This is a genomic window from Thiomonas sp. 13-64-67 (assembly GCF_002282795.1).
Classification (GTDB): Bacteria; Pseudomonadota; Gammaproteobacteria; order Burkholderiales; family Burkholderiaceae_C; genus Thiomonas; species Thiomonas arsenitoxydans.
Genome location: NZ_NCKP01000039.1, coordinates 60,309 through 66,626, shown reverse-complemented (window position 1 = coordinate 66,626; position 6,318 = coordinate 60,309). Strand labels below are relative to the sequence as shown.

Below are 6,318 nucleotides of genomic sequence, written 5' to 3'. Positions count from 1 at the left end.
GCCTCGCACCGACAACGCCGCAGACGCCCCGTCTGGGGGCAACCCTTCGGGCCGGGGGTCTGGGCGGCGCACTGCCACGTTGCAGTCCGCTTGTGGTGCCACACACCACGGCGCGGCCTGCGCCTCGCATTGCCTCCGCCCAGACCCCCGGCGCGGGGGCATAAATAGCGTTAACAGGCCCTAGTTCATTGAAACTCGAAGGTGTAGAACAGATCGAGCGCGTTTTCGGTGCCGGTCTGAGCCTGTACCGACAGCCGCCGGGTGAGTTGATGCTGGATGGTGAAAATGCTCGATACCCCGTCGATTCCGCGCGAGAAGGTGACGAGGGTGTCGGCCGACAGGCGCTTGCTCAGCGTGACGATGGTGCTTTGCACGCCGCCAGATGCCGCGGTCGCGGTGCCATTGGTGCTGCTCGTACCGGTGCTGCTGGACGCGCTTTGCACGCTGATGCTGTCCAGCCCCACCGCGTGCGCCAGCCGGGTTTGCAGCGGCTGCCCCTCGCTGGGGCCGAGCAGCGCCGCTGCCGCAGTCTGCAGCAGCCCGATGTCGGACGCGCCCACCTGGTCGAGCGGCTGACCCAGCACCAACCACGACAGAATTTCGGTGTCGGGCATGGCGGGGGTGGAACTGAGCTTGACCAGCGGGCGCCGCGCGCTGCCGCTGATGGTCACGCCGACTTCGATGCCGGTGGGCAGGTTGGGGCGGGTGGCGGTGATGTTCAGTCCGGGGTTGTCCACCGGCCCGGCGAAGTTGATGCGGCCCTGCGTCACCTGTAATTGCTGGCCGTAGGCGGTGTATTCGCCCTTGACGACTTCGATGCTGCCGGTCGCCGTGGGCGTGGCGCCGTTGTCGGCGCGCACGCGCACGCTGCCGCCCAGCGTGGCGTCAAGACCCTGGCCGTAGAGGTGGAAGTTGGAGCCCAGGTTGAAGGAGCCATCGAAGCGCACGGCGCTGGGCATGGCGGCCGCGGGCTTGCTTGCTGCCGGCGTCTGGCCGACGACGACCACGTCGCTGCTTAGCGTGGGCCCGGTGGTGCGGGGCAGGGCGATGTCGGCGCTGTCGGCGGTGAGGTCGGTGGTGAGGGCCAGCACCTTGTCGGCCAGCCGGGCCTGCGCCGTGCCGCTGAGCACGAGTTGTCGGTCGGGCCGACTGAGCAGTTGCAGCTTGTCGGCCTTGAGGTCCAGGGTCGCGCGCGGCAGACCGTTTTGCAGCCGCGCGTCGCCGCTGGCGGTGAGCTGCCCTTTGCCGCCCTGGAGTTGGAGCTGATCGAGCTGAAGTCGGTCGCCGGTGAAATGGGCACGCAGCACGCCGTTTTTGAGATCGAGGCCTTGCGCGGGCCAGGCCAGACGCAGGGCCCGGCCATCGAGACTGCCGCTGTATTGCGGCAGGGCCAAGGTGCCTCGGCCTTGCACCGCGAGTTGCAGTCGGCCCTCGGCGCGATAGTCGTAGCCGATCAGCGGCGCGGCCCAGGCCAGGCTGGGCATGTCGGCGCCCGCGTCGAGCTGCAGCGGTGCGCTGCCCGCGATGCCCCACAGCTCACCGCGGCGGCTGAGTTCGGTGGCCAAGCTGGCCTGCGCCGTGCCCATGGCGGTCTGCACCACGCCCTGCGCCTGCACGCGGCTGTCTTGCGCCGTGATGTCGAGCACCAGCTGGCCGATGCCCAGCGGCATGAAGCCGCCGCGCGATGCGGCGGCGCCGAAGGTGGCGTCGCAGGTCGGGGCAAGGGTGACGGCGCCAACGGGCTTGGCGGGAGGGGCGGCAAGTTGCAGCGCGATATCGCCGCTGTCGCGCTGCAGATGGATCTGGCCGTTCACGGTTGCACCGGCGTCGATCTGCCAGCGGCCCGAAAGCACCAGCATGTCGCGCAGCCGCGCCGGGGCGATGCCGCCCAGGGCAAGCAGGTCGGCGGTGCGGACGGCCTGCAGACGACCCGCGGTGCGCAACACGCCGGGGGCGAACTGCAGGCTGTCCAGATCGATCAGCCCGGCCTGCAGCTTCAGAGCGGCATGCTCAACTTGCAGCCGCAGCGGGGAAAACGCCAGATCGAGCTTTGCGGGAGCCTGGAGTTTGAGCGCGACCGGTCCGGTGTTTTCCAGCGTGGTGATCTGGCCGCGCCAGCCTTGCAGGTCGCCGTGCCAGCCGCCCGCAGCACTCAGCCGCAAATCGAGCGGCGAGGGCGGCGCGGTGGGCGCAGTGGCGTTGGGCCGGGGCAACTGGCCTTTGACGGCAAGCAGCAGAGTGTGCCGGGCGCGGGTGCCCGCGATGTTCAGGGTCGCGGTATCGATCACTTTTTCTGCGCTGCTTTTTGCGGCAGACGCGATCCGCAGGTCTTGCAGCCGGGCGCCCAGTTGCAGTTGCCCGCCCAGCCCGGCCGTGGTCTGCGCCTGAGTGTGCAAACTGCCGATCTGCACGGCTTGCGCGCTCTGGGTCCAGCGCAGGCCGTCGAGGTCGAGCTGTAGCGAGCCCGCGAGACGGTTGAGCAGGGTGCTTGCGGTTGGCAAGGCGGTGGCGGCAGGTGCGCGGCCGGTGTTGAAGGTGCTAAATGTGCTGCGGGCGCTGAGGTGTTGCAGCGTGAGCGCGTTGGCCCAGCGCAGTTCGTCCGCTTGGAGCGAGACGGTGCCCGAGGGCGCTTGCAAGCCGCCTTGCAACTGGCCCTGCGCTTGGGCGCTGCCTTGCAGGGCAGGGTCGATCTGCGCGAGCTGCGGGGCGTGCAGCGCCCACTGCAAGGCGTCGCGGGGCTGGCCGAATGCGCCTTCCGCGCTGAGCTGGTTGGCGCCGAGGGTGAGCGCGGCGTCCACGTCCCACAGGCGTTGCGGGTCGAGCGCGAGCCGGGCGTGGCCGGTGAAGGTGTGGCCGCGCCACACGCTTGGAGCGAGTTGCAGCGCGAGCTTGGCCTGACGGCGGGCGAGGGCGCCGCTTGCAGTGAGGTCGGCGTTCAGCGCGGCCTGGGGGTAGGCGCCGAATTGCGCAGGGTTGAACTGCCGCAGCCGGGCGCTCAGCTCGAAAGCCTGCGTGCCTGCGGTGGACAGGGTACCGCTGGCCTCCAGACGGCCGCCCAGCGCCGAGAGCAGCAGCTGGCGCAGGTGCACGGTGTCACCCTGGCGCTGCGCTTGCACCCGAACGTCCCAGCCCGGCTGGCTGAGGGTGGCCTGAACGCTTTGCTGTTGCGCGCTGGCGTCGATCGCCACCGGGCCGGACAGGCGGGTGGCGGCCAGCTTGCCGTCGAGCGCGCGGGCGTTGAGCTGCGCGACCTGCAGGCGGGCCTGCAGCACGGGCTGCGCCCAATGCAGCGTGCCGCGGATTTCCCCGCCAGCGCCCAGGTCGATGAGCAAATCGTGCGCGCTGGCCTGCTGCGCATCGCCCGTGAGGGTGGCGTTCAGGCTGTGCAGCGGCAGGCGCTGCTGGTCGATCGGGCCGGGCCGGGTGTTGCGCACGCGCAGACTGCCCACCAGCCTTTGCGCGCTCGACGGGCCGAGATCGAGCTGCACATTCAACGCGGCGCGGGGCAGCCCTGCGGCGAAGGCCGAGGGGTCGAGCGCGTTCGAGCTGAGCCGGGCGCTGCGCAGCGGTGTGGCATCGAATGGCGTGAGACGGGCCTGCAGGCGGGCGCGGGCGGTGTCCATTTGCAGGGTGCCGTCGAGGGTGAAGTCGCGCAGGGCGCCGTGGGCGCGCAGATCGGCGGCGTTGCGCTCAGCCGCCTTGCCGGGCAGGCCGATGTGCGTGGCGCTCAGGCTCGCCTGCAGCGCGTAGGGTGCGGCGTCGCCCAGGCTGGCGCTGAGCTGGGCGTGGGCCCAGGGGGTGAGGGCGGTGAACTGCGCGCGGTAGCGGCCCTGGCCGTAGTGCATCTGGCCGCTGAGGCTGCCGTAAGACCGCAACGCCCCTGGCGGGCCGATCTGCAGTGCGCCGACGGCCAGATGGTCGATGTCGATACGCAGCGGCAGGCGCAGGCTGGCGGGCAGTTGCGGCGCGCCGGTCGAGGCGGCGGCGTGGGTTGGCGTCACGTCGATGCGCTGCGCGCTCAGGTTCTGGATGTGCAGGGTGCGCTGCCACAGCGCGGTCGGCGTCCAGCGCAGCCGGGCGTCGTGCAGGAGGGTGGTGGAGCTGGGGGTGGTGAGCTGCAGTTGGCCGATGCGCACCGAGTTCCACAGACTGCCCTGCACGTCTTTCAGGGTGATTTGCGTGCTGCCCAGCCGCAGCGGCGTGCGCGTGGCCAACCACTGCAGACCGCTCTCGCTGCCCAGCCAGGCGATGGCGCCTGCGGCGGCGATTAACACGGCGACTGTGGCCGTCAGCACCCAGAGCAAGACGCGCAGCAGGCGCGGCCCGCGGCGGCGGGGCTTGGGCGGCGGGGCGGGGGTGGGTGCGGTCGGCTCGGTCATCAGAACGACAGCCCCGCACTGAAGTTCAGGCGATATTGGTGCACCGCCTGACCGTAAGCCAGATCGACCGACACCAGCCCCACCGGGCTGCGCCAGCGCACGCCCGCGCCATAGCCGCGCACGGGTTTGAGCGCGCCCCAGGTATCGGCCGCGTTGCCCAGGTCGTAAAACACCGCGCCGCCCCACTGGCGGGTGAACCAGTGATCGAACTCGGCACTGGCGGTAAATAGATAGCGGCCGCCGACGATGGCGTCGCCCTGCACCAGACCCAGGCTTTGATAGGCATAGCCGCGCACCGAATTGGCCCCACCGGCGCGAAACAGGAAATTCTGCGGAATGCCGCTGGCGCCATTGGCCAGCACCGCGCCCGCCTCGGCACGAAAAACCAGCTGGTTGCTGCGGTCGATGGGCAAGTAGCCGAGCCCGCGCGCATACAGCCGGATGAAGTTGGCCGACGACAGCAGCGCCTTGCTGGCGCCGCCGAGTTGCAGATTGATGATGGCGCCGCGGCTGGGATAGAGCACGCTGTTGATGTCGCGCCACGTCCAGCTATCGTTCAGGCTCAGCGCATGCACCTCGCTGGAGGCGGCGCCCGCGGGCTGCAGGCTTTCAGCCTGATACTGCAGCGCCAGTGCGGTGTCGATGTGGCCGCGCGTGCGCTCGCGCAGCGCCCCGATGCTGCTGTTGCGCGTGACCAGGCCGGAAATGTCGGTGCGGTCTTGCAACAGGGTGAGGCTGTCGTCATAGCCATTCGCGGTGCGCGGGAATGCCAGCCGCAGATTGCCGCTCTGCTCGCGCGTCTGCAACTTGACCTCGCTCGACAGCCGCCAGGCGCGCCCCAGAAAGTCGAGATCGCGCCAGCCCATTTGCACCCGCTGCCCGGTATCGCTGCTCACCCCTACGCCGAAACTGAGTTTTTGCGCCCGGTTTTCCGTCACCTGCACATCCACCGGCGCCACGCCGTCCTGCGCCTGACGCACATCGGCATCGACCACGGCATTGCGGAAGTAGGGGCTGTTCTGCAAAGCGGCCTGATAGTCGAGCAGCGCGGTCTGCGAATACGGCTGCCCCGGCCGCATCGGCGCCAGCCGCTCCACGATGCTGGCCGGATAGCGTTGCAACCCGGTGATGTGGAGCGGGCCGAACCGATAGGCCGCGCCGGTTGCCAGCCGCACCAGCAGGCGGGCCTGATGTGTTTGCGGATCGATGGTCGCGCGGCTGTCGGCAATGCGCGCAGCCGGCCATTGCCCCGAAAGAAGGCTCGAGAGCGCCCGCGACTTGGCCGATTCCCAGTCGGCATCGCGAAACACCGAGCCAGGCTTGAGCGTCCAGGTGCGGCTCAGCCGCGCGCTCAGGGCGGCATCCGGCTGGCCGTCGGGGCCGTCGACCTGCACCTCGACGGCGTGCACCAAAGTGGCCACGCCCGGATTCACGCTCAGCACCACACGAATCGGCCCTGTCCCATCAGCCTCCGGGGGGCAATCGACCCGCACCGTGATCTGCGGTGAAAAATAACCCTGCGTTTCGAGCAGGCGCTGCACCTGGGCGGGCGCCTCATCGGCCAGCCGCTCGACCTGATCGGCCTGCAATCCCGGAAAGTTGCGCCAGCGCAACAGATCAAGATTGTTAGATAAGAGGGCGCGCAAGTCCTCCGGCACGTCGAGCTCGACCTCGTACTTGGGCGCGGCCGCCTGCGCTGCCGAAGCGGGCGGCGCAGGTGAGGGGCTCGCGGTCTGTGCCGCCGCAGTCTGCGGCCACGCCAGCACCGCAACCGCGCAGAAGGCGCCGAGCGCGAAGCCGAAAAAGGCGATGGCGCTCGGCAAAGCGGCTCCGCCAAGCCCGATCTGGTGCTCGGCGGTCGTCGTTCTGGCCGGTTTTCGATGCATGCCCGCATTATTCATGCCGCATGTCGTCGGCGGCGTCGGCAGGCCCATGAGCG

Annotated in this window: 2 protein-coding genes; both read right to left on the bottom strand. The window is 69.8% G+C overall.

Annotation, left to right across the window (positions count from 1 at the left end; genetic code table 11):
* Positions 1-185: 185 nt before the first annotated feature.
* Positions 186-4,379, bottom strand: coding sequence for a translocation/assembly module TamB domain-containing protein (locus tag B7X30_RS10710; RefSeq protein ID WP_286730549.1), 4,194 nt, complete (start codon positions 4,377-4,379; stop codon positions 186-188).
* Positions 4,379-6,265 carry an autotransporter assembly complex protein TamA gene (locus B7X30_RS10705; RefSeq protein WP_286730547.1) on the bottom strand — a complete coding sequence of 629 codons (1,887 nt, stop codon included), beginning with the start codon at positions 6,263-6,265 and terminating at the stop codon, positions 4,379-4,381. The genes B7X30_RS10710 and B7X30_RS10705 overlap by 1 nt, the downstream gene beginning before the upstream one ends.
* Positions 6,266-6,318 lie beyond the last annotated feature (53 nt).

What these genes read in the sequence shown, in the direction of transcription:
- B7X30_RS10710 (WP_286730549.1), bottom strand. Translation starts at nt 4,379, where the DNA reads ATGACCGAGCCGACCGCACCCACCCCCGCCCCGCCGCCCAAGCCCCGC.
- B7X30_RS10705 (WP_286730547.1), bottom strand. Translation starts at nt 6,265, where the DNA reads ATGCATCGAAAACCGGCCAGAACGACGACCGCCGAGCACCAGATCGGG.